19 protein-coding genes and 1 riboswitch are annotated in these 22,529 nt (G+C 74.8%); of the genes, 2 read left to right on the forward strand and 17 right to left on the reverse strand.

Annotated elements, in window-relative coordinates:
* Positions 1 to 158 precede the first annotated feature (158 nt).
* On the forward strand, positions 159 to 1,283 hold the full coding sequence (locus ACYVO2_RS07055; protein WP_461006739.1) for a WD40 repeat domain-containing protein: 1,125 nt from the start codon (positions 159 to 161) through the stop codon (positions 1,281 to 1,283).
* A 48-nt stretch (positions 1,284 to 1,331) separates the two neighbouring features.
* Here the strand turns inward: ACYVO2_RS07055 and wrbA are convergent, their stop codons facing one another.
* The 8 genes from wrbA to ACYVO2_RS07095 all read right to left on the reverse strand — a co-directional run bounded on the left by wrbA (position 1,332) and on the right by ACYVO2_RS07095 (position 8,803).
* Complete coding sequence (gene wrbA, locus ACYVO2_RS07060; protein ID WP_461006740.1) at positions 1,332 to 1,937, reverse strand: NAD(P)H:quinone oxidoreductase; 606 nt, start codon at positions 1,935 to 1,937, stop codon at positions 1,332 to 1,334.
* Positions 1,938 to 2,182: 245 nt separating this feature from the next.
* Entirely contained in the window at positions 2,183 to 3,268 is a 1,086-nt protein-coding gene (gene ccsB, locus ACYVO2_RS07065; RefSeq protein WP_461006741.1) for a c-type cytochrome biogenesis protein CcsB, read from the reverse strand.
* Positions 3,269 to 3,270: 2 nt separating this feature from the next.
* Positions 3,271 to 5,001 (reverse strand): cytochrome c biogenesis protein ResB, encoded by a 1,731-nt coding sequence (resB, locus tag ACYVO2_RS07070; protein ID WP_461006742.1) that lies wholly within the window; start codon positions 4,999 to 5,001, stop codon positions 3,271 to 3,273.
* A gap of 3 nt (positions 5,002 to 5,004) precedes the next feature.
* Positions 5,005 to 5,751 (reverse strand): cytochrome c biogenesis CcdA family protein, encoded by a 747-nt coding sequence (locus tag ACYVO2_RS07075; protein ID WP_461006743.1) that lies wholly within the window; start codon positions 5,749 to 5,751, stop codon positions 5,005 to 5,007.
* Positions 5,748 to 6,368, reverse strand: a complete 621-nt coding sequence (locus ACYVO2_RS07080; protein ID WP_461006744.1) for a TlpA family protein disulfide reductase — start codon at positions 6,366 to 6,368, stop codon at positions 5,748 to 5,750. The genes ACYVO2_RS07075 and ACYVO2_RS07080 overlap by 4 nt, the downstream gene beginning before the upstream one ends.
* Positions 6,369 to 6,517: 149 nt before the next feature.
* Positions 6,518 to 7,096 (reverse strand): type 1 glutamine amidotransferase domain-containing protein, encoded by a 579-nt coding sequence (locus ACYVO2_RS07085; protein ID WP_461006745.1) that lies wholly within the window; start codon positions 7,094 to 7,096, stop codon positions 6,518 to 6,520.
* Between the two features lie 111 nt (positions 7,097 to 7,207).
* Positions 7,208 to 7,969: an SDR family NAD(P)-dependent oxidoreductase gene (locus tag ACYVO2_RS07090; RefSeq protein WP_461006746.1), complete on the reverse strand. Its 762-nt coding sequence runs from the start codon at positions 7,967 to 7,969 to the stop codon at positions 7,208 to 7,210.
* A gap of 114 nt (positions 7,970 to 8,083) precedes the next feature.
* Positions 8,084 to 8,803, reverse strand: a complete 720-nt coding sequence (locus ACYVO2_RS07095; protein ID WP_461006747.1) for a bleomycin resistance protein — start codon at positions 8,801 to 8,803, stop codon at positions 8,084 to 8,086.
* A 147-nt stretch (positions 8,804 to 8,950) separates the two neighbouring features.
* Between ACYVO2_RS07095 and ACYVO2_RS07100 the strand changes: the two genes are divergently transcribed.
* On the forward strand, positions 8,951 to 9,529 hold the full coding sequence (locus ACYVO2_RS07100; protein ID WP_461006748.1) for a PadR family transcriptional regulator: 579 nt from the start codon (positions 8,951 to 8,953) through the stop codon (positions 9,527 to 9,529).
* A gap of 46 nt (positions 9,530 to 9,575) precedes the next feature.
* On the opposite strand, the gene ACYVO2_RS07105 is transcribed toward ACYVO2_RS07100, so the two are convergent.
* From ACYVO2_RS07105 to ACYVO2_RS07145, 9 genes are all read right to left on the reverse strand, one after another.
* The gene (locus ACYVO2_RS07105) at positions 9,576 to 10,808 is read right to left on the reverse strand and encodes an MFS transporter (protein ID WP_461006934.1); all 1,233 of its coding nucleotides are present in this window, start codon (positions 10,806 to 10,808) and stop codon (positions 9,576 to 9,578) included.
* A 706-nt stretch (positions 10,809 to 11,514) separates the two neighbouring features.
* Positions 11,515 to 12,186 (reverse strand): TetR/AcrR family transcriptional regulator, encoded by a 672-nt coding sequence (locus tag ACYVO2_RS07110; RefSeq protein WP_461006749.1) that lies wholly within the window; start codon positions 12,184 to 12,186, stop codon positions 11,515 to 11,517.
* A gap of 172 nt (positions 12,187 to 12,358) precedes the next feature.
* The gene (locus ACYVO2_RS07115) at positions 12,359 to 13,306 is read right to left on the reverse strand and encodes a M23 family metallopeptidase (RefSeq protein ID WP_461006750.1); all 948 of its coding nucleotides are present in this window, start codon (positions 13,304 to 13,306) and stop codon (positions 12,359 to 12,361) included.
* A 13-nt stretch (positions 13,307 to 13,319) separates the two neighbouring features.
* A riboswitch (cyclic di-AMP (ydaO/yuaA leader) is annotated at positions 13,320 to 13,488 on the reverse strand.
* Between the two features lie 304 nt (positions 13,489 to 13,792).
* On the reverse strand, positions 13,793 to 15,364 hold the full coding sequence (locus ACYVO2_RS07120; protein ID WP_461006751.1) for an MFS transporter: 1,572 nt from the start codon (positions 15,362 to 15,364) through the stop codon (positions 13,793 to 13,795).
* Between the two features lie 299 nt (positions 15,365 to 15,663).
* Complete coding sequence (locus tag ACYVO2_RS07125; RefSeq protein ID WP_461006752.1) at positions 15,664 to 17,253, reverse strand: glycosyltransferase; 1,590 nt, start codon at positions 17,251 to 17,253, stop codon at positions 15,664 to 15,666.
* Complete coding sequence (locus ACYVO2_RS07130; protein ID WP_461006753.1) at positions 17,250 to 18,536, reverse strand: MFS transporter; 1,287 nt, start codon at positions 18,534 to 18,536, stop codon at positions 17,250 to 17,252. The genes ACYVO2_RS07125 and ACYVO2_RS07130 overlap by 4 nt, the downstream gene beginning before the upstream one ends.
* 163 nt (positions 18,537 to 18,699) lie before the next feature.
* Positions 18,700 to 19,380, reverse strand: a complete 681-nt coding sequence (locus ACYVO2_RS07135; protein WP_461006754.1) for an HAD-IA family hydrolase — start codon at positions 19,378 to 19,380, stop codon at positions 18,700 to 18,702.
* Positions 19,377 to 20,303 carry a transaldolase family protein gene (locus ACYVO2_RS07140; RefSeq protein ID WP_461006755.1) on the reverse strand — a complete coding sequence of 309 codons (927 nt, stop codon included), beginning with the start codon at positions 20,301 to 20,303 and terminating at the stop codon, positions 19,377 to 19,379. The genes ACYVO2_RS07135 and ACYVO2_RS07140 overlap by 4 nt, the downstream gene beginning before the upstream one ends.
* On the reverse strand, positions 20,300 to 22,315 hold the full coding sequence (locus ACYVO2_RS07145; RefSeq protein WP_461006756.1) for a thiamine pyrophosphate-dependent enzyme: 2,016 nt from the start codon (positions 22,313 to 22,315) through the stop codon (positions 20,300 to 20,302). Before ACYVO2_RS07145 ends, ACYVO2_RS07140 begins: the two co-directional genes overlap by 4 nt.
* Positions 22,316 to 22,529: the final 214 nt, after the last annotated feature.

A 22,529-nucleotide genomic window follows, 5' to 3' on the forward strand; every position in this document is an offset into this window, starting at 1 on the left:
CAACCACCACCGACCCCACACCGGCCTCGGCGGCCATCCACCAGCGAGCCGCGTCACCAACCTGTCCGAACAACACACCTAGGGCCTGTCGTCGGATCCCCGTCGTCGCCCGGCTCCGGTTGCGGGAGTGTCGGCGCCCGCGCCTAGCGTGGGTGCGCATGACCGATGATCTTCTTGTGGCCGGCCGGCACGGCCATTCCCACGCCGCCCACGACGAGACGACCGCCGTCGCCGAGCTCGACGGTGTGCCCGTCGTGGTCAGCGTCGACCACGACGGCGTGCTGTGGACCTGCGACCTGCGCGGCGGCGAGTGCGAGGAGCGGCCCCTGGAGCTGGACGCGGCGGGGCCCGACGACGACTGGTGGCGCGAGCACGCGCTGGGGGACGACGGGTCCGCGGAGGACGGGGAGGACGGGGAGGACGCGGAGTACGGGGAGGACCCGGACGAGGAGTGGCCCCCGGCGTGGGAGGCCGACGCCTACGAGGTCGTCTCCACCCTGACCGTGGCGCACCTCGGCGGGCGGCCCGTGGTGGTCACCGGCGGCGGGCGCTTCGACCTGTCCCACCCCGACCTGGAGACCATGGGCGGGGCGGTGCGCGTGTGGGACCTGCGCACCGGTCGCAAGGTCGGCGGGACGCTGACCGGGCACGGCCTGGGCGTGCGCTCCCTCACCACCCTCCCGCACGGGCGGGGGCTGCTCGTCGTCAGCAGCAGCGAGGAGGGCAGGCTGCTGGCGTGGGACCTGCCCGGCGGCACGCCCGTGGCGAACGTGTCGGGCGGCTACGACGGGGCGATGGGTGCGGCGCTCGTGGACGGCCGGCCGATCGCCGTCACCGGGGGCGGCGACCCGTTCCTCCAGGTGTGGGACCTGCTGCGCGGCGAGGAGCTGGGGCAGCCGCTCACCGGTGTGGAGCCCGCCGCGGGGGCGGTGGCGCTCGCCGGGGTGGACGGCCGCGCCGTGGTGGTGGCCGGTGACGGCGGGGGCGCCCTGCGGATGTGGGACCTCGCCACCCGGGAGCCGCTGGGGTCCGCGATGGCGGGCCACGAGGACGTCGTCGAGACCCTGGCCACCGCGACCGTCGCGGGGCGCGCGATAGCCGTGAGCGGCGGCCGCGACGAGACCACCCGGGTGTGGGACCTGGCCCGCGGCGAGCAGCTCGGGGAGCCGTTCGCCGGGCACCGGCTGCGGATGCTCACCGAGGTGGCGGGCGTCCCGGTCGCCGTCACCACAGACTCGGGCGGCGGGGTGCGCCTGTGGGACCTGGCGCGGGCGGTCCGCTGAACCCGCGGGCGCGGCGGGCGGTGGTCCGCCGCGCCCCGCGGGCCCGGATCAGCCCTGGAGCTTCCGCGCGACGCGCACCACGCGCTCGGCCTGCACCCGGGCCGCGTTCCTGGTCACGTCGTCCACCGGCTTGTCGCCCTGGCCGGCCACGTGGGAGGTGCCGTAGGGGTTGCCGTCCACGAACTTCGCCGGGTCGGTGAAGCCGGGGGCGACCAGGATGCCGCCGAAGTGGTGGATCGTGGTGTACAGCGCCTGGAGGGTGGTCTCCTGGCCGCCGTGGGCGGTGGCCGAGGAGGTGAAGCCGCTGTAGACCTTGTCGGCGAGCGCGCCCTGCTGCCACAGGCCGCCGAGGGTGTCGAGGTACTGCTTGAGCTGCGAGGCTATGTTGCCGAAGCGGGTCGGCGAGCCGAAGAGCACCGCGTCCGCCCACGCCAGGTCGTCCGGCTGGGCCACCGGCACGTCGGCGCTGGCGGCGGCGTGCGCGGCCCAGGCGGGGTTGGCGTCGATGGCGGCCTGCGGCGCGAGCTCGGCGACCTTGCGCACCCGGACCTCGGCCCCGGCCTTCTCCGCGGCGTCACCTATCTCCTTGGCGATCTCGGCGATGGTGCCGGTGGAGGAGTAGTAGATGACGGCGACCTTGACAGGGGTGCTCATGCGGACCCTCCAGATAGTTGAACACTGTACTAACTCAGCTTCGCACATCCCGCGCCGGGAAGCCAGCGACCGGTGGGGGAGAGGGCGGTGAGGGAGAGGGCGGTGAGGCGCCCGTCCCGCCCGGGCAGACGAAAGACGCCCGCCCGGCAGACCGCGAAGGTCTGCCGGGCGGGCGTCGGTGCCTGGCCGGGCCCGGTGCGCGTCCGCTCCCGGGAGGGGTCCGCCTCCCCGGCCCGAGGGGCGGCTCAGACGCCGGCGTACGAGTGCTTGCCGGTGATGAAGATGTTGACGCCGTAGTAGTTGAAGAGGAAGCACGCGAACGCCAGCAGGGCCAGGTACGCCGCCTTGCGGCCCTTCCAGCCGGCCGTGGCGCGGGCGTGCAGGTAGGCGGCGTACGCCACCCAGGTGATGAAGGACCAGATCTCCTTGGGGTCCCAGCCCCAGAAGCGGCCCCACGCCGCCTCCGCCCAGATCGCGCCCGCGATGATCGCGAAGGTGTAGAGCGGGAAGATCAGCGCGTTGATCCGGTAGGCGAACTTGTCCAGGGACGCCGCCGACGGCAGCCGCTCCCAGACCGTCGCCCAGCGCGCGTCCTGCTTGCCGGCGAGCCGCGCCACCTCGTAGCGGTCCTTGAACAGGTACAGCACCGTGGCCACCGCGCCCAGGTACAGCGCCGCGCCGGAGACGATCGCGGTGGAGACGTGGATCCACAGCCAGTACGAGTCCAGCGCGGGCACCAACTGGTCGGACTCGGTGTACAGCACGCTCACCGCGAGCCCGAGGTCCAGCAGCACCGCCGTGGCCACCGGCAGCCCGAGCCAGCGCACGGGCTTCCTCGCCAGCAGCAGCCCGAGGTAGGTGCCCACGGCCATCAGCGCGAACGCGGTGGAGAACTCGTACATGTTGCCCCACGGCGGACGCGACACCGAAAGGCCCCGGGTGAGCACAGAACCGAAGTGCAGCAGGAACGCCAGCGTCATCAGCGACACGGCCATGCGGCCGAGCAGGTCGGCCCGCTCGTCCGTGCCCGCGGCGCCGGGGCCGTCCTGCGCGGGCCTGCCCTCGCTGCGGGTGACGACCCTGGGCCGCTCCAGGGTGGTGGTGCCGCCCGCCTTGTTCACGGTGACGGTGACGGCGGGCTCGCCGCCGGCCCCCGCGGCGTCCTCGGGCACGGCCACCGCCGCGGAGCGCACCGCGATCCTGCCGCGGCTGCCGAAGACCCACTCCAGGCAGTGCGCCAGGAACGACAGCGTGTACACGGCCATGGCCGAGTACATCAACACATTGCTGATCTGGGCCAAGTCCTCGTTGGCCGCGGCGGCGATGACCACACTCACTCCTTCTCGGAACCTTCGTCGGTGCCTGCGACCGGCGCGTCGCCGCGCAGTTCGACCGCGATGTCGGCGAGCTCGTCCGCGATCCGGGCCGACTCGCTGCGTCCGAGTCCGGCCATCTCCACGACGGTGCCCCCGCCCTCGGCCCCGGTGGCGCGCACCCACACCCGGCGGCGCTGGACGAACAGCGAGGCGATGAGCCCGAGCAGCGCCAGCACCGCGCTGCCCAGCGCCAGCGGCTTGCCGGGCCGCTCGGACACCTCGAACTGGGCCCACTGCTTGATGCCGGTGAACTCCAGGGTGCCCGCGCCGTCCGGCAGGGTCATCTTCTCCCCGGGCCGCAGGTACTCGGCGAACGGGTCGCCGTTGGGCTTCTTGAACTGCTCCATGTTGTCGGTCTTGAGCTGGTAGACGTTCTGCGGCAGTCCGGAGTCGATGCCGAGGTCGCCGTGGTAGGCGGTGAGGAACAGCGCCGGGAAGTCCAGCGCGGGGAACTGCGAGATCATGCCCTGCTCGGTGGCGCCGCCGAAGGTGGGCACGAAGCTGCCGGTGAAGCCGAGCTGGTCCGGCTTCCCGTCCTCGTCCAGCGCGTCGGGCACCTTGATGACGCAGGTGGAGGTGAGGAAGCCGTCCTGCGGCAGGCACGGCACCGCGCCGCGGTAGGCGACCTCGCCCTTGCCGTCCCGCAGCAGGACCTCCGGCGCGTAGCCGTGGCCGTTGAGGTAGACCTTGGTGCCGCCGACCTTCAGCGGCTCGTTGGGCTTGATGGTGGTCTTCTCGGTGCGGGTGCCGTCGCCGGTCCAGTAGGTGATGTGCGCCTCGAAGACGCGGGCGGTGCCGCGCTGGCTGCCGGACCGGTCGAAGGTGGCCCTGAAGTCGTCCAGGGTGAAGCCGAACCCGTCCAGGTCCTTCTCGGTGTCGAACAGCGGCCCGGCCTTGAAGTCGTCGTACTGGGTGAGGCTGTTGGAGAAGCCGTCGCCCTCCACGACCAGCTTGCCGCCGGACGCCGTGTACAGGTGCCCCCAGGCCACCGCGACCAGCAGCCCGAACAGGGAGATGTGGAACACCAGGTTCCCGGCCTCGCGCAGATAGCCCTTCTCGGAGGCGACGGCGTCGCCGGCGAGGTGGGCGCGGAAGCGGCGGCGCCGCAGCACCCGCTGGGCGGCGGTGAGGACCTGGTCGCGGTCGGCGCCGGTGGTCCACGCGGTGTGGACGGGCAGCCGGGTGAAGTTGCGGGGGGCGGCCGGGGGGCGGCCGCGCAGCGCGCCCACGAACTGCCAACTGCGCGGCAGGATGCAGCCCGCGAGGGAGATGAACAGCAGGATGTAGATCGCGGAGAACCACACCGAGCTGTAGACGTCGAACAGGCCCAGCTTGTCGTACAGCGGTCCCAGCGTCTCGTGCTCGGCGCGGAAGTCCTCCACCTTGACCGGGCTCTGCGCCTCCTGCGGCACCAGCGAGCCGGGGATCGCGGCGATCGACAGCAGGAACAGCAGGAGCAGCGCCACCCGCATCGAGGTCAACTGCCGCCAGAACCAGCGCAGCCAGCCGAGCAGCCCGATGCCGACGGGCCCTTCGCCGTCCCCGTCCGGGGCGTCCTCCTCCCGGGGCGCGCTGCTCAGCCGCTCGGCCTCGGCGAGCGTGAGGTCGTCGGCCTCCGGGGCGGGCGCGGTCGCGGCCGCTCCGGGCGCGGCCGTGGCGGTGCGGTCGGTGCGGGTCGTCTCGGCCATGGCTCAGATTCCCACCGTGTAGTCGAGGGACCACGCTTGCATCTCGCCGACGATCTCGTTCCAGACGCCGGTGACCAGCAGAACGCCGACGGCGACCAGCATGCCGCCGCCGATGCGCATGACCCACGCGTAGTGTTTCTTGACGAACGCGAACGCGCCGAGCGTACGCCGGAAGGCGACGGCGGCGACGATGAACGGCAGCCCGAGGCCCAGGCAGTACACGGCGGTGAGGAACGCGCCGCGCCCCGCGCTGGCCTCGGTGTACGCCAGGGTGTTGACGGCGGCCAGGGTGGGCCCGGTGCACGGCACCCAGCCGAGGCCGAACAGCACCCCGAGCATCGGCGCCCCGGCCAGGCCGGCCGTGGGCCGCCGGTGCCAGCGCACCTCCCGCTGGAGCACCCCGGACAGCACGCCGAGCAGCCCCATGAAGGACAGCCCGAGCACGATGGTCAGGGCGCCCAGCACCCGGGTGATGACGTCCTGGTGCTCGATGAGCCGGGAGCCGAACCCGCCGAAGAACGCCCCTCCGGAGATGAACACGGCGGAGAATCCGAGGACGAACAGCGCCGCCCCCGCGACCATCCGCCCCCGCCTGGCGCCGGCCAGGTCGGTGCCGGTGACACCGGTCACATAGGAGAGGTAGCCGGGCACCAGCGGCAGTACGCACGGTGAGAAGAACGACACCAGGCCGCCCAGCAGCGCCACCGGCGCGGCCAGGAGCAGGGCTCCGTTCAGGACCGTCTCGTTCACGCCTTCTCCGCGATCACCGGGTCGAGCATCTCGCGGAGGTCCTCCTCGCCGAGCGGCTTCAGCGCCCGCACGGCGATCTTCCCCTCACGGTCCAGGACGAGGGTGGTGGGGATGGTCTGCGGCGGCACCGAGCCGTGGAATCGGGCCAGGAGCTTGCCCGCCGGGTCGTACAGGCTCGGGTACGTCACGCCGTACTTGCGCTCGAAGGCCCTGGCGTTGGACGGGTCCAGGTCGCGGGTGTTGATGCCGAGGAACCGCACGCCCTGGGCCTTGGTGTCCTTGGCGACCTTCTCCAGGTGCTTGGCCTCGGCGCGGCACGGCGGGCACCACGAGCCCCACACGTTGAGCACGACGACGCTGCCGCGGTAGTCGGCCAGCTTCAGCTTCTCGCCCTGGAGGGTCTCGCCGGACAGGTCGGGGGCGGCCTTGCGGTCGCCGCGCGCGTAGGAGTCGACCCCGGCGGAGCCGGCCTTGCCGCCGATGAAGCCCTGTCCGCCGCCCCCGTCCGAGTTGCCCGAGTCGCCGCATCCGGCCAGGACGGCCGCGGCGAGCGCCGCGGCTCCGGCCATGGCCACGGCTCGTGACGTGGGGCTGCGGTGGGCGCGCGTCTGACTCATGTGAAAAGTTTCGCATGGCTGCCGGAACCGCTTTTACCGCCCCCGCAGTCTTCCCGCAACCACGCGCTGACCAGGAGATACGCGGACAGGCCGCGGCCCCCGGCGGGGGGTCGCCCACCCGCCGGGGGCCGTGGCGCCGCGGGGCCGGCTCACCGGCGGTGGACGGCCTCCCGCCGCTTGGAGAACTGGGTCACCAGCGCCTCCTCGAACGCCTTGAGGTCGTCCGGCTTGCGGCTGGTGATCAGCGTGTTCGGCCCGCTGTCGTCCACCCTGACCTGCTCGTCCACCCAGTTGGCGCCCGCGTTGACCAGGTCGGTGCGCAGGCTCGGCCAGGAGGTGAGGGTCCGGCCGCGGACCACGTCCGCCTCCACCAGCGTCCACGGCCCGTGGCAGATCGCGGCGACCGGCTTGCCCGCGTCGAAGAAGCCCTTCACGAACGCGACGGCGTCGGCGTCCATGCGCAGGAAGTCCGGGTTCGCCACGCCGCCCGGCAGCACCAGCGCGTCGTAGTCCTCGACCCGCGCGTCCCGCACGGTCCCGTCCACCGGGAAGGTGTCCGCCTTGTCCAGGTGGTTGAAGCCCTGGACGCGGCCCTCCTTGGTGGACAGCAGCCGCGGGGTGCCGCCGGCCTCCTGCACGGCGTTCCACGGGTCGGTCAGCTCGACCTGCTCGACACCCTCGGGAGCCGTGACGAAGGCGATCTTCTTGCCCTGAAGCGTGTACTCCACGATCGGTTACCGTCCCTTCCGGTGTCGGATGCGACTGATTCGTCCGCGAGCACACGCCTGCCCCGACGAATACCGGACGAAACGGACGCACACCGGGAAACGGGCGTCCGGCTAGTCGGTGGTCGTCTCGCGGTGCACCTTGTGCTGCGCGGCCTGGGCGCGCGGGCGGACCACCAGCAGGTCGATGTTGACGTGGCTCGGCCGGGTGACCGCCCACGCCACCGTGTCGGCCACGTCGTCGGCGGTCAGCGGCTCGGCGACGCCCTGGTACACCGCTGCCGCCGCCTCCGCGTCGCCGCGGAACCGCTTGACCGCGAACTCGTCGGTGCGGACCATGCCCGGCGCCACCTCGATCACCCGGACCGGCTCGCCGCACAGCTCCAGGCGCAGCGTGGCCGCCATCGCGTGCTCGGCGTGCTTGGCGGCCACGTACCCGCCGCCGCCCTCGTAGGCGACGAAGCCCGCGGTGGACGACAGCACCACGATCGTCCCGTCGCCGCCGGCCCGCAGCGCGGGCAGCAGCGCCTGGGTGACGTGCAGCGTGCCCAGGACGTTGATCTCGTACATCGCCGTCCAGTCGGCCGGGTCGGCGGTGGCCACCGGCTCGGTGCCGAACGCGCCGCCCGCGTTGTTCACCAGCACGTCGCAGCGGTCGAGCCCGGCGGCGAAGGAGTCCACGGCGGCCCGGTCGGTGACGTCGAGCGGCCGCGCGACGGCGTCCAGGCCGCGCCCGGTGAGCTCGGCGGCGAGCGCCTCGATCCGCTCCGCGCGGCGGGCGGCCAGCACCACGCGGTACCCCTGCTCGGCGAGGCGGCGCGCGGTGGCCGCGCCGATCCCGCTGCTGGCTCCGGTGACGACTGCGGTGGGTGACATGCGCGGCTGCCCTTCACATCGGTGATCATGCTCCGGCCGCCCGATCCTCCCCCGGCCCGCCGAGGGGCGTCAACGAGGATCTCGCCGCCCCGGCCAGGACGGCGACGCCCCGGCTCACTCCTCGCGCAGGGACTGCTCCAGGTCCGCCGCCCGCAGCAGGTCGTCCCGCAGCGCCTCCCGGTCGGCCGCGCCGAGCCCGGGCGCCGCGGCCCGCGCCTCGGCGAGCAGGCGGACGGCGAGGCCGTCCTCCCCCAGTTGGTCGGCCAGGTCGGCGCGGAGCACCAGCGCCCTGATCCGCTCGACGGGCGTCGCCGGGGTCTCGTGCGCCAGCGCGTGGTCGAGGATCCGCGCCCCGCGGGCGGGCTCCTGTTTGGAGATGCCCTGCAACCAGGCGTTGTGCAGCGCCCGGGCGAACCTCGCCTTCGGCACGGGCCCGTGGCGCATGTCGTCCCCGATGGCCTGCCCGACCCGGAGGCAGTTGCCGCCGGGGTCGGTCACCACGAACTGCCGCATCCCGTAGGAGGTGTCCCTGATCTGCCCGACGCGCGGGATGCCGCGGGTGGGGACGCGGCCGTACGCCGCCTTCAGCCCCGCCCGGAACGCCGCGTACAGCTCGTCCACCCGGTCGGTGACCAGGTAGCAGGTGCTCCACGACTCCTCGGGGACCACCGCGCGGTGGCCGAAGAACTGGAGGTCGACCTCGCCGTACCGCAGCGAGGCGAAGGGGTTGGGGCGGGTCTGCTCGAAGGTCGTCTCGAAGCCGAGCGCGTTGTAGAAGCGCAGCACCTCGGGGACGGAAGGGCACGGAAGGATCGGTATCGCCTGTTCACCCATGCTCCGACGCTAGGCCGCGGGAGACCACTAGTCAAATTTGATTAGCGACCCCGGGGCGGATGGCTCCGGCGGCGGTCCCGTTAGGCTCGGCCCCACCCCGGCCCCCACTCCCCGGCCCCACATCCGTACGACGCACGGAAGGCGACGATGTCGGCGATCCGGCTGCTGGTCCTCGGCGCGGTGCGCGACCACGGGCGCGCGCACGGCTACGTGGTCCGCGGTGACCTGGAGTCCTGGGGCGCCCACGAGTGGTCCACCGCCAAGCCCGGGTCCGTCTACCACGCGCTGAAGCAGATGACCGGGCAGGGGCTGCTGCGCGCCCACGACACGGCCCCGAGCCCGGCCGGCGGGCCGCCGCGCACCGAGTACGAGCTCACCGAGGCGGGCGAGGCGGAGTTCATGCGGCTGCTGCGCCACGCGCTCACTGCGATCGACGAGCGGCAGGACATGCTCACCGCGGGCCTGGGCTTCCTGGTCGCCCTGTCCCGCGAGGAGGCGGTGGCCCTGCTGCGGCGGCGGGTGGCCGCGCTGGAGGGCTGGCACCGCGAGATCGGCCGCCACTGGACGCCGGGGGACGACGTCGGGCACATCGGCGAGGTCATGAACTTCTGGGTGCACACCGCGGAGAGCGGCGCCGAGTGGACCCGCGGCCTGATCGCCCGCCTGGAGGGCGGCGCCTACACGATGGCGGGCGAGACCGGGGCCGGGCCGGACGGGAACCCGTAGCGGTCCCGTCCGGTCCGGCCCGCGGTTCACCCGGCGCCGGGCGCCGTCACCCGGCCCGGCCGCCGTCGCGGGCGAGCGCGGGCGCCGCCTCGGGGCCCGCCCCGGCGCCGGACGGCTCCGCGTCGCCCGCCCCGGCCCAGCCGGCGGACCCGCGCGTCAGCTCGGGCAGCACCGTCAGCAGCCCGGCCACGGCCAGGGCGGCCCCGAGCCACAGCGGGGAGCGCAGCCCGAAGTGGTCCACGGCCAGCCCGCCCGCGGCGGAGCCGATGACGACCCCGGTGGTGATGAAGGACGAGTGCACGGTGTTCACCAGCGGCCCGGCGTTGCCCGCGCGCTGCACCCGGGTGACCATTGCCGGGTTCATCGTCACCCCCACCAGGCCGATGCCCAGCATGAACGCCACCGCGGGCACGCTCAGGTGGGCCAGCAGCGCGAACCCGGCGAGGAAGGCGGCGTTCAGCGCGAGACCCCACGCCAGCACGGCGACGGTGTGCCGGTCCGCGAGGCGCCCCACCACGGTGTTGCCCACCACCGTGGCCGCGCCGTAGGCGATGAGCAGCAGCGGGACGGTGCCGCTGCCGAACCCGGACAGGTCGGTGAGGATCGGGTTGAGGTAGCTGAACGCGGAGAACGTCGCCCCGATGATCAGGGTGCTGGTGGCCATGGCCAGCCACAGCCGGGGCCGGGTGAACACCCGCACCTGCCGGCGCAGGTCGCCGCCGCCCGGCTCGGGGGCGATCCGCGGCACCCCGGCGAGGGAGGCGAGCGCGGCGAGCAGCGTCAGCGCGGAGATGGCCCAGAACGCGGCGCGCCACCCCCAGCGCTCGCCGACCAGCGTGGACAGCGGCAGCCCGAGCAGCGTGCCGAGCATCAGCCCGTTCATGACGACGGCGATGGCCCGCCCCCGCACGGCCGGGGCGGTGAGGCGGACGCACAGCGAGATGGCGACGCCGAAGAACGCCTGCGAGGCGGTGCCGCTGACGATGCGGGCCACCAGCATCGCCCCGTAGCCGGTCGCGACGGCGGCGAGCACGTTCCCCGCGAGGAAGACCGCGAACAGCAGCATCAGCGCGGTCCGCGGCGGGATGCGCACGACGGCCACGGTCAGCAGCGGACCGCCCACGGCCATGGCCACCGAGAACGCGGTGATCAGGTAGCCCACCCGGGAGAGGCTGACGTCCAGCCCCTCGGCCAGTTGGGGCATCAGCCCGGCGACGACGAACTCGCTGGTCACCATGGCGAAGATGCCCATCGCCAGGATGTGGACGGCGCGTGGCACGGTGGCCGCCTCTCCGTCGGTGGGGGTGGGTGCGGTGGTCTCGATCACGATTATGTACCGTCCATTCCAAAACTAGGGCGTGAGAGGGCCCGGGCGGTCGCCCGGAGGCCGGAGAACCTACGAATTCGGACGCGGGAAGCGGAGAGGCCGGGGACTGGGAGCCGGAGGCCGGGGCGGGAGACCCCGAGGCGGGCAACGGCTCCGGCCGGAAGCCCGAGGACCGGGCAGCGGGAGGACTGGGGCAGGCGGAGGGCCGGGCAGGCGGGCGGCCGGACGGCCGGGAACACCCAGGCCGGAGAGCCCTCGGCCGGAGGCCGGCGGCCCGGAAGTCCGGCCGGAGCAGGGCGGCTGTATCCCGGCACCCCCCGGACTCACCCCAAGGGCCCCGCCCGCGGCGGGCCGGGCCGCCAAGTCGCCGGACCGTGCGGGACTTCGGGACTTCGGGCCTTCGGGGCCTCAGGCCGCCAGTCCCTCGAGTCAGCGGGCCGTCGGCCGGCGGCCATCAGGCCGTCAGGCCATCAGCCGGACCGCCGAGCCATCAGCCGGACCGCCACGCCACCAAGCCACCAAGCCGTCAGGCCGCCAAGCCGTCAGGCCGCCGGGCCGCCGGGCCGCCAAGCCGTCAGGCCGCCGGGCCGCCGGGCCGCCGAACCGCCGGGCCATCGGACCCGCCCGCCCCCGCCGGCCGGTCAGCGAACCGGCGGCATCACGTCGCCACCCCCCGCGCCGCCACCCCGCCGGGCGCCCCGCCCGGCGGTCCTTCCGCCGTCCCGTCCGGCGGGCCGCCCGTCAGGGCGTCCATCGCCGTGGCCGCGACGGCCTCGAGTTCCGCGCGGCCGGCGCCGCCCTGCGCGGACACCCGCAGGCCGGCGATCACGGCGTTGAGGAAGCGGGCGAGGGCCGCGTCGTCCCGCGGGGAGGTGATGGTGCCGTCCCGGCGTCCGGCGGACACCACGGCCCGCAGGGAGTCCAGGCGCCGCTCCAGGTCGAGCCGCAGCATCCTGGCCACCTCGGGGTCGCGGCCGGCCAGCTCAACGGTGCTGTTGACGGTCAGGCAGCCGACGCTGCGCCCCTCCCAGCGGTCCCGCAGGTCGCCTTCGAGGACGCTGACGAACAGGGCCCCGATCCGCTCGGCGGCGGTCAGGGTGCCGTCCTCCAGGATCTGCACCTGACGTGTCGTCATTCCCTGGATGTAGCGCGCCAGCGCCCGCACGAACAGCTCGTGCTTGCTGCTGAAGGTGTTGTAGATGCTGCTGCGCCCCAGACCGGTGGCGTCGCACAGGTCCTGGGTGGAGGTGGCGTCGTACCCCTGCCGCCAGAAGACCCGCATTACCGCGTCCAGGGCCCGCTCCTCGTCGAACTTCCGCGGTCGGGCCATGGCGGCACGGTACACGTTTTGGAACGCTCAATTCAATACTTGCCCGGGCGCGCGGAATCCCCCGTTCCCCACCGGAAGCGGGAGCGGGGGTGGCGGCGTGCGGGCAGGGGAGGGCCGGCGGCCCTGATGTCGGGGGGTGAGCCACCAGGACCGCCGGGGTCTGCGGTCCCGGTCAGACGGTGACGCCCTTGCTGTTCAGCCAGGCGGCCGGGTCCACCGGGGAGCCCCCGACATGGACCTCGAAGTGCAGGTGCGGGCCGGTCACGTTGCCGGTGGCGCCCACCCGGCCGATGGTGTCGCCCGCGGCGACGGTGCCGGAGGTCTGCACCATGGAGGACAGGTGGCAGTACCAGGTCTGGGTGCCGTCCTCGTGGGTGACGATGACGCGGTAGCCGTAGGCGCCCGCCCAGCCGGCGGAGGTGATCTCGCCGGCGCCCGCGGCGCGGACCGCGGTGCCCGAGGGGGCGGCGAAGTCCGTGCCAGTGTGGTTGGCGGACCAGCGGTCGCCCGCCTGGCCGTAGCTGGCGGTGATCGTGTAGTTGGAGGTCGGCACCACGAAGCTGTTGCGGGCCGCCTCGCGCGCCGCCGCCTCCTTGGCCTTCCGCTCGGCCTCCGCCTTCTCGGCGGCGGCCTTCTTCTCCTCGGCCTTCTTCGCCGCGGCCTCGCGGACCTTGCGGGCCGCGGCCTCCTTGGCGGCGGCCTCGGCCGCCTCCTTCTCGGCGGTGGCCCGGTCGGCGTCGAGCGCGGACGCCTGCTGCTGCTCGGCCTGGGCGAGTATGCGGGTGCGCAGCAGCTCGCCGGCGTTGGCGACCTGGGCGACCTTGGTCCCGGCGGAGGGCGCGGCCGCCTCGTCCGCGGCCGAGGAGGTGCCGGCGCCGGGGGCCTCGGTGATGCCGGGCAGGCTGTCCGGCATCGATATCGGGACGGGGCTCTTGCCCTGGGCCGTGGCCACACCGCCGACGCCCATGGCCGCCATCGTGGCGACGCCGAGGACGGTCGAGCCCCGGCCCACCGTCCGCGACTTGGGGAGGCGGTGCCGTCCGCGCACGGGGGCGAGGTCGTCCTCCGTGGGGTTCCAGGCGGGCACGGCGGAACTCGGGGCAGGCTGATTGAGCGCCACGACCGGCGGACTCCTTTCCTTCCTTCTCGCCTACCGGGTTAGCTGACGGGTTCGGAGCAGGAAGGTCTCCTACGGGCTGACGGCGCCCGATTCACCCCAGGTCCCTGCCGAGGCAGGGTGGTGGTTCCCCGGCTCCCTCGGCGCCCGGCTGGGGGCGCTTCGGGATTAAGCGATGGCCGCACGGTGCCGTTGGCTACGGCTTACCGACCGCGCTGCGTTATCAGACGTTAATAGAACGGCCGCTCAGAATCCAAGCGGAACGGGGAATTGAGACCAAGGATTTTTAGGTACCAATCGGGCGTTGCCGGTGTTTTCTGGGGGTGAAGAGGGCTCTCAGGTTGCGAAACGGACTCGGCTCGGTATCGGTGGTTTATACGGAGGCGGGTGTGTCGGACACGGTCCGTGACGGCGAAGAGGGCAACGGCGGGTGCCGTTGCCCTCTTCGTGGCCCGCGGGGCCGGGGTTCGGGCCCCCGCCGGGCCGCCCTCAGTTCGTCAGTTCCACGGCCTCCGAGGACAGCGGGGTGGCGATGTCCTCCAGGGAGCGGCGCTCGGCCTTGACCGCGAACACCGCGGCGACGATCCCGGCGGCCACCATCAGGGCGGCGCCGATCCGGAAGGCGAGCACGGTGTCGGCCACCACACCGCTCTCCGTCAGCTCGGCGAACAGCAGCGGGCCGCTGATGCCGCCCGCCGCCGTGCCGATCGCGTAGAAGAACGCGATGGCCATCGCGCGGGTCTCCATCGGGAAGATCTCGCTGACGGTGAGGTAGGCGGAGCTGGCGCCGGCCGAGGCGAAGAACAGCACCACGCACCAGGACGCGGTGAGGGTGAACGCGTTCAGCCAGCCATTGCCGAACATCCACGCGGTGACGAAGAGCAGCAGCCCGGACAGGATGTAGGTGCCGCTGATCATCGGCCTGCGGCCCCACGTATCGAACATCTTTCCGAGTAGCAGGGGGCCCATGAAATTGCCGAAGGCGATGACGACGAAGTAGTAGCCGGTGCTGCCGGTCGGGACGTCGTAGAACGTGTGCAGGATCGAGCCGAAGCCGAAAGTGATCGCGTTGTAGAGGAACGCCTGGCCGATGAACAGGGCGAGCCCCAGCACCGCGCGCCGGGGATAGGAGCGGAACAGGGTGCGGCCGATGGTGACGAATCCCACGGCGCCCCGCTGCCGGATGGTGATGCGGCTGCGCGGCTCCGGCAGCGGCTTGCCGGTCTCGGCCTCGACGCCGCGCTCCACGTCGGCGACCAGCGCCTCGGCCTCCTCGCCCCGGCCGTGCATGAACATCCAGCGTGGACTCTCCGGCACGTGCCGCCGCACCAGCAGGATCGCCAGACCCAGCACCACGCCGAGGGCGAAGGTGAGCCGCCAGCCGACGTTCGCCGGGAAGATGTCGGTGTTCAGCATCAGCACGGACAGCAGCGAGCCGCCCATCGCGCCGAGCCAGAAGCTGCCGTTGATGATCAGGTCCACCCGGCCGCGGTAGGCGCTGGGGATCAGCTCGTCGATCGCGGAGTTGATGGCCGCGTACTCGCCGCCGATGCCGAAGCCGGTCAGGAAGCGGAAGAGGAAGAACCACCAGGTGGAGAACGACACCGCGGTCAGGGCGGTGGCGGCCAGGTAGACCGCCAGGGTGATCAGGAACAGCTTCTTGCGGCCGAAGCGGTCGGTGAGCCAGCCGAAGAACAGCGCGCCGCAGCAGGCCCCGGCGACATAGAGCGCGGCGGCCATGCCGGTGACCTGGGCGCCGGAGATGGGCAGGCCGCTGCCCTCCTCGGACAGGCGGCTGGCGATGTTGCCGACGACGGTCACCTCGAGCCCGTCCAGGATCCAGACGGTGCCGAGCCCTATGACGATCATCCAGTGCCAGCGCGACCAGGGGAGCCGGTCCAGGCGGGCGGGGACGTCAGTGGTGGCGACGGTGCCCCCGTCGGCGGCGGCGCCGCGGGCGTCGGCGGCGCCGGGCTCGGGGCCGATCGCGTCCGTGCTGCCCCCGCCGGTGCGTCCAGCACCGGTACCCGTTCCTGCGTCCGCCTCGCCGAGCGTCGTCATGTCCGGCTCCGTTCGCCCGATGATGATGTGTCCCGGTTGTCGCCCTTTCGGGGTGGTCTGCGAGTACCCGAAGATCAACTCCCGTAAACGGGCAATCGGTTGGCAGTGCGCGGGAAGCGACGCGGGAGTGGGCGCGGGGGCGGGGGACCGGGCGGGGGCGGGTGTGGGCCAGGTGGCGGGGAGGAGGCGGCCGCTCACCCGGCCGGAGCAGCGGGCGGGCGCCTCGAGGGCGGGGTGCGCCCGCCTCCGTGGTGTGGGGTGGGTGGTGGAGGCGGGCGCGGTCCGGGGGGGGCGGCGGGTCAGGCCGTCAGATGGGCCAGGGCGTCGGCCCACTGGACGAGGTGGCGGTCGGGGAGGAAGTCGCGGCGCACCCGCTCCCGGGCGCCGGCGCCCAGGCGGCGGGCCAGGGACGGGTCGGACAGCAGGCGGGCCAGGTGGCGGCCGAGGGACTCGCGGTCCCGGGGGTCCGGCAGCAGCAGGCCGTCCTGCCCGTGCCTGATCTGGTCGGTGATCCCGCCGACGGCGCTGGCGATCACCGGGCGGGACTTCCACATCGCCTCCGTGACGGTCAGGCCGAAGCCCTCGGCGAGGCTCTTCTGCACCACCACGGTGGCGTAGCGCTGGAACGCGGCGGTGAGCTGGGCGTTCGCCGTCAGGTCGGACATGGGCAGGGAGAACAGGTGGATCCGTGCCCGCGCCCGGGCGGGCAGCCGCCGCCAGGCGTCGTGGCACTCCCGCAGCACCCTGGAGCCGCCGGGGTCGTCGGCGACCCCGGTGACGTCGGGGCCCGCGAGCACCAGGTGGGCGCCGTCCAGGACGGCGGCGTGGTCGGCGAAGGCCGCCATGACGCCGCGCATGTCCTTGAGCACGTCCCACCGGGAGACCTGGGTGACCAGCGGGGCGTCGGTGGGCGGCGGGGGCCCCTCGGAGACCCGGTGCACCCGCGGCGGCGGGACGGCGACCGGTCGCGGGGCGCCGGGGGCGAGCGCCCCGGCCAGGCCCAGCAGGTCCCGGGCCGAGCCGAGGCCGAGCTCGCGGTTCTTGGGGGACAGCGGGTCGATGCAGGGCGCGATGACGCGGACGAGGGGCGAGCCGCCGGGCCCGGCCCGCTCCGGCGACCCGGCGCCGGGCCGCGGGACCGCCGCCGTCCGCAGGCCCGCCCCGGCCTGCGCCCCGGCCTGCGCCCCGGCCTGCGCGCCGGCGGCGGCCCGCGCCGCGGCGGCGCTCCTGTCCGCGCCGGTGTCCGCGTCCGCCTCCGCGCCGTCCTCCTCCCCCGCGGCCGGCGGGTACCAGCGGCGGCACGGGGGCGGGATGTGGCGGGCGGTGGAGAACACCAGCAGCGAGGCCGCCTCCAGATGCGGCAGCAGGCGGTACCAGGTGCGCTCGGCCGCCGCCGTGGGGGTGTCGGCGCCGATGTGGCAGCGCCACACGACCGTGGCCCCGGACCGCCGCAGCGGCGCGGCCAGGCCCAGGGCCTGCGGGTCGTGCAGCACGACCACGTCGCCGGGGCGCAGCCGCGCGGCCATCCGCGCCGCCGCGCCGGAGCACACCTCGGTGTAGTGCGCCCAGTCGTCCTCCCGGGGGTCGGGCACCTCCCGGTGCCCGTACAGCAGCAGGCACAGCCGCTTGGCGATGCCCACGTACCGGGCGTCGCCGGCGAGCACCAGCCAGCGCACGTCGAACCCGGACGCCCTGGCGTACGGCAGCAGGGCGTGGGACAGCTCGGCCACTCCCCCGCCCGCCGCGGTGGTGTTGACCTGCCACACGGTGCGGGCGCCGAGCGCCCGCCGGGCGCGGTCGGCGGCGGTGGCCAGGGTGTGGAAGCGTTCCGCGCCGAGGACCGGGAGCAGGGTGCGCAGCGGGCGCTCGGCCAGGGGCACGCTTCTCACGGCGTCTCCTTGTCGATCGGGGCCTGCCCGCCGGGCGCGGCGGGCGCCTGGCCGACGGTGACCACGGTGGTGGGCCTGGCCCTGGGCGCGACGGCCCCGGCGAACGCGGCCGCGGTCACGGCGAGCACGGCCAGCGACCCGAACGCGGTGGACAGGCCGACCATCCCGGCGAGCGCCCCGAACCCGGCGGGCCCGGCGAGGAACCCGATGTAGCCGACGGCGCAGATCGCGGCGACGCCGGTGGCGCGGGGCACCGCCGGGTTCTCGCCCGCGGCGCACAGCGCGGCCGGGACCGCGGCGGCCAGGCCCGCGCCGAGCATGGCCAGGCCGAGGATGCCGACGGGGATGCTGTGGAACGCCGCCGACAGCAGGAAGCCCGCCGCGGCCAGCAGCGTCCCCGCCCGCACGGTGGCGACCATGCCGAACCGGGACGCCAGCGGGTCGGCGGCCAGCCGCCCGATGCCCATGGTGGCGGCGAACACGGTGAACACCGCGCTGGCGACCCCGGCCGGGGCGTCCAGCGCGTCCCGGAAGTACACGGTGATCCAGTTGGTGACGGCGCTCTCGGTGAGGAAGATGCACAGCGCCAGCACGCCGAGCCCGACCAGGGACGGCGGCAGGCTCCAGCGGGCGGTGCCGGGGCGGCACGGCTGGCCGCTCAGCCGACGGTCGGCGGACGCGGGCAGCAGCCACCTGCTCACCACCACCCCGATCGCCGCGGCGGTGAGCGCGGCCAGCCCCAGGTGCACCGGGGTCGGCACGCCGGTGGCCACGGCCAGCGCCCCGCAGCCGGAGCCGACCAGGCCGCCGAAGCTGTTGGCGGCGTGGATGGAGGCGAACATCGGCCGGTCGTAGTGGGCCTGCACGGTGACGCCGTGCGCGTTCATCGCGGCGGCGAGACCGGCGTTGGCGGCGCTGAGCACCACCATGGCCAGGAAGAGGCCGAGCAGCCCCGGGGCGAACGCGGGCAGCGCCAGGCTCAGGCAGTACACCAGGAGCGAGAGCCGCACCGGCGGGCGGCTGCCGTGGCGCCAGCACGCCCGGCCGACGAACGGGATGGCCAGCAGCGGCCCGACCGCGACGCCGGTGAAGGCCAGGGTCAGGTCGCCGGTGTCCAGGCCGAGGTCCTCCTGGACCTGCGGGATGCGCGGCACCCAGGTGGTGTAGACGGCGGAGTGCAGGAACGAGGTGAGGGTGATGGCGTAGCGGGCCCGTTTCAGCCGGGTCCGGTCGGTGACGACGACAGGGGCCGCGGCGTGCGGTTCCGTTCCGGTCGAGTCCATGTGCGCTCTCCTGTGCTGTGGGGGGAGACCGGCGCGGGGCGCGTCCGCGCCGGTCCTGGTGCTCCGCCCGGCGCGCCGGGCGGTGCCGCCTCGTGCCGGGTGCCGCCGCGCACCACTCGGCCCGGGGGCCGGTCCGGGCCCGGTGGGGGAGGGCCCGGAGGCGTCACGGGCGGTGGCGGCGGGCGAGGACGAGGCGGGTCAGGTCCTCGACGACGGCCGTGGCGTCCGGCAGGTCGTCGGCGGGGTGCGTGGTGGCCACCGCGGCCACCGCGCACCCGGCGGCCCTGGCCGACCGCACCCCGGCGGGGGCGTCCTCGACGGCGAGGCAGTCGGCCGGGTCGGCGGCCAGGCGGCGGGCCGCGGCCAGGTAGGGCTGGGGGTCGGGCTTGCCGCGGACGGTGTCCTCCGCGGCGACCAGCACCGGGGGGCCGGGCAGCCCCGCCCTTGTGAGGCGGTGCCGGGCGAGCCGGGCCGAGCAGGCCGTCACCACGGCCCAGCGGTGGCCGTCGGCCAGGGCGCCGAGCAGGTCGCGGGCGCCGGGGGCGGCGGTGCCCGGCTCGTCGTCCCGCTCCTGCACTCGCAACTGAAACCTGGCCGCCGCGGCGACGAGGTCGTCGGGCCAGGACGGCCGGATCCTGCGGATGACGTCGGCGGCGGTGCGCCCGTGCACGTGGGGGGTGAGTTCACGGGGTTCGACGTCGTAGCGCCCGCACCAGGAGCGCCAGGCGCGGTCCACGGACGCCCGGGAGTCGACGAGGGTGCCGTCGAGGTCGAGCAGCACCGCCGCGTACTCACCGGCGAGGCCGTGCGGGGCGAGCACCTTGGTGCGGGCGGCGTGGTTCACGCCGGGTCCCGCGGCTGGGGGTCCGCGCTTCCCGGGCGGGGGGTGGGCCGGTCGCGGCGGGCGAGGGGGACGCGGGGGTCGGCGGGGACGCGGGGGTCCTGCGGGGCGGTGGGGGCGGGGGCGGCCGGGGTGGCGCGGCGGGGCAGGCCGGCGGGGGTGCGGCCGGGGGGTGCGGGCGGGCCCGCGGGGGACGGCCCGCCCGGTGGGGCCGGATCGGCCCGGTCGCCGCCCTGCTCGTCGGCCTGCCCCGGCCAGTCGCCGTAGCGGGCCAGGAACTCCCGCTCCGCGGCCAGCGCCGACGGGTGCGCGGTGAGGGCGCGCAGCACGGACACCGGCGCGGTGACGCTGTCCGCGCCCAGCTTCAGCACCTCCACCACCTGCTCCACGCTCTTGACGGAGGCGGCCAGCACCTGGGGGACGGGGCGGGTGCCGCGCACGGCGACGAGGTCGGCGACCAGCGTGTCGGAGACGTCCGGGTCCCGCAGGCCCCGGTCGTGGTAGGGGATGACGGCCCGGCAGCCCAGGGCCATGCCCACCACCATGGCCTGCGGGGCCTGCGCGGCGGTGAGGGCGACGGGGATGCCGCGGCGGGCCAGGGTGCGGGCGAGCGCGGTGCCCTCCGGGGTGGCCATGGCCTTGACCACCACGCGTCCCGGCGCCATCCGGAAGGCCCGTTCCGCCTCGGCCTCCAGGTCGCGGCCGTAGGCGCCGGTGGGCTGGTAGTACACCTCGGTGAGCGGCAGGCCGAGCAGCACCGCGAGCTGGTCGAGCGGCTTGTCGGTCACCGCGCGCAGCAGCGACGGGTTGGTGGTGACGCCGCGCGCCAGGCCGAGCTCGACGGCGAGGGCCGCCTCGTCCGCGTCCGCGGTGTCCACCAGCAGGGTGCTCCTGGGCCGGGTGATCCCGGCTCCCGCGGCGGTCACGAGGCCACCGCCCGCTGCTCGTCGAAGCCCCGGGTGACCCAGATGCCCCGCCAGGCCACCGGGTCGTCGGGCAGCCGCAGCTCCACCAGCGCGGGCCCGTCCGCGCCCGCCGCCGCCTCCAGCTCCTTCGCCAGGGCGCCGACGGCCGCCGACACCTCGGTGGGCGCGGCGCCCACGGGCACGCCGACGGAGGCGGCCGGGACGCCGAGGGCGCGCGCCACGGCGCAGTAGTCGAGCCCGTCGGCGTTGCGCAGCAGCGGGCGGCGGCCCCGGTCGAACCACTCGGGTCCGCCGGCGGCGGCCTGCTTGGCCAGCGACACCGAGCGGCCGTTGTTGCACACCAGGTATGTCACCCGCGCCCGCTGCTGCACGGCGGCGACCAGCCCCTGGAAGGAGTTGGTGAACGCCTGGTCGCCGAGTGTGCACAGCACCCGCCGGGCGGGTTCGGCCAGGGCGAGGCCGGTGGCCAGCGGCAGCCCGGCGCCGACGAAGCCGCCGTGCCCGCCGAAGACCCGCAGCCCGGCGGGGAAGGCGTCGTAGCTCTCGGCGAGCAGGCCGCCGAACATCTGGCTGTCGTCCACCAGCACCGGGTGCTCCCAGCGGGCCAGCAGCCCGGCCACCGCCGCCGCGACCTCGCCGCGGGCCCGCACGATCCGGTCGGGTGGCGGCTCGGGGCCCACGTCGGCGCCCTTGGCCACCTCGGGGCCGAACCACGGCTCGTGGCGGGGCGCGTCCCGCTCCAGCAGCCCGGCCACCTCGCGCAGGGCCGCGCCCGGGTCCCCGGCCACGACCAGGTCGCCGGGGCGCAGATAGCCGTTCTTGGCGGCCTTGACCGGGTCGGTGCCGATCACCACCTTGGGGCAGGCGGGCAGCGGCCCGGTGACCCGCGGGTACATGTTGCGGTCCTCGACGGTGACGAGCAGGTCGCAGCCGGCCAGCAGCTCGGCGTGGGCGTGGCTGTAGGGGTTGAGCCAGCCGGCGAACCCGGTGACCTCCTCGAACCGCAGCCGCTCGAACAGCATCGGGCCGCGCCGGTAGCGGATCTGGAGCACGGCGGCGCCCAGCACCCGGCCGATCAGGTCCAGGCCGGGGCGGACGTCGAAGCGCAGCGCGTAGTCGTCCACCAGCAGCACCGGCCGCCGCGCGGCCCGCAGCGCGTCCGCGGCGGCGGCGAGCGCGGCGGAGCCCGCCCGCAGGGTCGCGGGCGGCGCCGGGGCGGGCAGCAGCGCGGAGGCGGGCACCCAGCGGGCCTCGGCCACGTCCTGCGGGACGCCGAGCAGCACCGGGCGGTACGGCGCCTCGCGCACCCGGCGGCAGGCCTCGCGCACCCGCGCCACGAACTCCGACGCGGCCACCGCCGCCGCCTCCGCGCCGTCCGGCACCGCGGGGGCCTGCCACCACCAGCCGGTGAACGCGCCCACCGCGGGCAGCAGCCCGGCCTCGCCGTGCGGCGGCAGGAACGGCGCCGACGCGGTGGTGGGCAGCCCGGCGACGCAGAGCGCGCCGATCTCGTTGCGCAGCGCGTCCGCGATGGCGCCGGTCGCGTTGGTCAGGCCCCGCGCGCCGTGCAGGACGGCGGCGCCGCGCCCCGGTTCGAGCAGGCAGGCGCCGGCCGCCAGGAACGCCGACTCCTTGTCCCCGCGGCCGTTGACCATCTCGACGCCCGCGGTGCGGTCCAGCGCGTCGCACAGGGCCAGCTCGCTGGTGCCCGGGTAGCCGAAGACGGTGGTGGTGCCGGCGGCGGCCAGCACCACGGCCACCGTCTCGGCGCCGGTGAGCGGGGGCGCCTGGGCGGCGATGGCGTCCACCACCGCGGCGGCGTACGCCCTGTCGGCGGACATCGCCCCGGCCAGGGCGTCCACCGCGGACTCCCGGCCCCGGGCCAGCAGGTGGCCGGCCAGGCGTGCCGCGTCCGCCTCGGCCGCCCGCAGGACGCGGGCGGCGGCGACCGCGGGGTCGTCCGGAAGGCGGCCGGCGGCCCGGCGGATCGCTGGGTGATCTGTGACGGGCATGGATACCTCGTTTCTCGACCACGACGATCGCCAATACCCGAACCACTTTAAGGATCCCTCGGCTTGGAAAAGTGAATTTCCTGCGAAACCGCCGATGTGGGGGAATCTTCGTGGGGCGGGGCGGCCTGTTTCCGCGCACGCACGCCCCCCGTTCTGTAGGGGAGCAATGTGCTGCCGGTGCCGGTGTCGTGAAAGGCCACGGGGGGTGGCACCC

The sequence above is a fragment of the Streptomyces capparidis genome, from assembly GCF_054782095.1.

Excerpts from the sequence above, each read along its gene's own strand:
- ACYVO2_RS07055 (WP_461006739.1), top strand. The coding sequence starts at position 159 with ATGACCGATGATCTTCTTGTGGCCGGCCGGCACGGCCATTCCCACGCC.
- wrbA (WP_461006740.1), bottom strand. The coding sequence starts at position 1,937 with ATGAGCACCCCTGTCAAGGTCGCCGTCATCTACTACTCCTCCACCGGC.
- resB (WP_461006742.1), bottom strand. The coding sequence starts at position 5,001 with ATGGCCGAGACGACCCGCACCGACCGCACCGCCACGGCCGCGCCCGGA.
- ACYVO2_RS07080 (WP_461006744.1), bottom strand. The coding sequence starts at position 6,368 with ATGAGTCAGACGCGCGCCCACCGCAGCCCCACGTCACGAGCCGTGGCC.
- ACYVO2_RS07090 (WP_461006746.1), bottom strand. The coding sequence starts at position 7,969 with ATGTCACCCACCGCAGTCGTCACCGGAGCCAGCAGCGGGATCGGCGCG.
- ACYVO2_RS07095 (WP_461006747.1), bottom strand. The coding sequence starts at position 8,803 with ATGGGTGAACAGGCGATACCGATCCTTCCGTGCCCTTCCGTCCCCGAG.
- ACYVO2_RS07100 (WP_461006748.1), top strand. The coding sequence starts at position 8,951 with ATGTCGGCGATCCGGCTGCTGGTCCTCGGCGCGGTGCGCGACCACGGG.
- ACYVO2_RS07110 (WP_461006749.1), bottom strand. The coding sequence starts at position 12,186 with ATGGCCCGACCGCGGAAGTTCGACGAGGAGCGGGCCCTGGACGCGGTA.
- ACYVO2_RS07120 (WP_461006751.1), bottom strand. The coding sequence starts at position 15,364 with ATGACGACGCTCGGCGAGGCGGACGCAGGAACGGGTACCGGTGCTGGA.
- ACYVO2_RS07130 (WP_461006753.1), bottom strand. The coding sequence starts at position 18,536 with ATGGACTCGACCGGAACGGAACCGCACGCCGCGGCCCCTGTCGTCGTC.
- ACYVO2_RS07145 (WP_461006756.1), bottom strand. The coding sequence starts at position 22,315 with ATGCCCGTCACAGATCACCCAGCGATCCGCCGGGCCGCCGGCCGCCTT.